We start from the raw sequence: 1885 nt of genomic DNA, 5'->3' as shown, positions 1-1885 counted from the left end.
AAGTTTGTCGATTGATCAAACCAGATGTATATAACTCTGTTCTATTGTGTTTATGATTTTGTGATATTACACAAGTTAACTCTCCCCTTATGATCCTAGTTCTCAGCTTATTTTCCTTCATGCTATCGTTCCACTATCTGTTTTACGCTTATGTCTTCTTCATCCAGCTCTTCCAGCATGGAAATCGTATCAATTAAATGATTATTAAAAATTTCTCGTGCGACAGCTAGCAATTTTGTAATCAAAGGATCTCGAAGAGAGTACATCACTCGCTTTCCATCCTTAGTTCCCACAACAATATTTTTAGCACGTAGTACGCTTAATTGTTGGGAAACAGCAGAACCTTCACTATTAAGAATACTTTGAATTTCATTTACGCTTTTTTCACCTTCCACCAATAATTCGAGAATACGTATTCGTAAAGGATGTGATAAAGCTTTAAAAAAATCAGCTTTAAATTGCTGCATGTCGTTGCCCACTCAAATTCCTCCATCTTTTTAACGTATTATTTCCCAGCAGTATCCTATACATATTCAAATATTTGAATATGTATAGGATACTGCTGTTCCGAAAAATTTTCAATACAAATTTTCTAATGTAATAAAGAACTAAAAACGGACGTTTTCATACAGCTAGTGAATTAGCTTTTATGGCTGCAATAACACCTCAAACAGCCAGCTTTCACCTTTCTAAATTAATAGAAGGTAACCTTGTTCACGTTGAAAAACATGGACGCCATCGCTATTATCGGCTAGCTAATGAAGAGGTAGCGCGTTCGTTAAAACAATTTAATCAAGTAAAATTGCTTCGGGAAGCCAGAACTTGCTACGATCATTTATCAGGAAAATTAGGAGTCGATTTAACTGAATCGATATTAAATGCTTGTTATTTGGAAAAAGAAGAAAGGGAATTTGTAGTTACACCTAAAAGAATCACTTGAAGAAAATTCCCTTAAAGAGATACCTTCATTTTGTAAATACGGATCAGGCAATCCAGGATATTGCTCTATATCCGAAAATTATAAGTATATTGGACATACTTATGCACCATTTGAAATAGCCTATGCAGGAGGATTTGGTGGAGAGATGGAACTACTTAATACTACTGAAAATAAAATAACTGAACTCAAAAAAACACAAAAAGCATATGAAGAGTATATGAAAATAACACACTCCAAGATTAAATGAATTTTCAATTTATCAAAGAGCCTACCAGCCTAAACCAGTGTGTTCTTCTTTGTGACTTGGTATCTATTTACTACACCAGCGTCTAATCCTAAATCCCGTAAGCCTTGTGGAACAAAACGAAAACTCGGCATAATCGCCGAGTTTCCCATTCCATCATCCGAGTTTTAGAAATCCATTTCCTGTATTAATTACATGCACACGCGATAATAACCAAGAGGATAAACAGAACAAGAATGACCCCGATTTCCTCTCTCTCATGAAAGAATCCCATACGTTCACCCCTCCATGTATGATTGATTTACTTACACTTCATACTATGCGGTTGCGTATGGACAGGTGTTGGGTAAATGCCCTTATTCATGGCTTTAGGGGAAATAAAGGCAGTACTTTTCGCGATGATAGTTGGGCCATTATCCATCGCTCCTATATTTATAGCTCCAATGACTGAAGACATAGACGCCCCTCTTTTTAACTGGATTAATAATTGTATACATTCCCCAAAAAGGTTATGGGTTAGTTTAAACTTTTTAGATAGTACTACATCACCATCCAAACAGATAGTGGGGTTCATCTTATTCTTTCTTCGCTTTCCCGATGTCTCCACTTACTACACCAACGCAAGCATAACTGATGAGTCCGATCTAAATCCTGCAAATCTTGTAAAACCAAGGGTGTTGATTATCCAGTATGATCCAGAG

At 36.1% G+C, this 1885-nt stretch carries 2 protein-coding genes and 1 pseudogene; 2 read left to right on the top strand and 1 reads right to left on the bottom strand.

Features of this window, described 5'->3' with window-relative positions; all coding sequences use genetic code 11:
* Positions 1-122: 122 nt before the first annotated feature.
* Positions 123-479: an ArsR/SmtB family transcription factor gene (locus tag HMPREF0083_RS03315; RefSeq protein WP_040301351.1), complete on the bottom strand. Its 357-nt coding sequence runs from the start codon at positions 477-479 to the stop codon at positions 123-125.
* Between the two features lie 134 nt (positions 480-613).
* Here HMPREF0083_RS03315 and HMPREF0083_RS26960 point away from each other — a divergent pair.
* Both HMPREF0083_RS26960 and HMPREF0083_RS28955 read left to right on the top strand, forming a co-directional pair.
* Positions 614-922: pseudogene (locus HMPREF0083_RS26960) on the top strand (ArsR/SmtB family transcription factor); the annotation flags it as partial.
* 612 nt (positions 923-1534) lie between these two features.
* Positions 1535-1885, top strand: a 351-nt coding sequence (locus HMPREF0083_RS28955; RefSeq protein WP_021619606.1) for a hypothetical protein, incomplete at its 3' end; no start/stop codon positions are given.

It is taken from the genome of Aneurinibacillus aneurinilyticus ATCC 12856, from assembly GCF_000466385.1.
GTDB classification, from domain to species: domain Bacteria; phylum Bacillota; class Bacilli; order Aneurinibacillales; family Aneurinibacillaceae; genus Aneurinibacillus; species Aneurinibacillus aneurinilyticus.
This window is presented reverse-complemented; position numbering and strand designations above follow the sequence as displayed.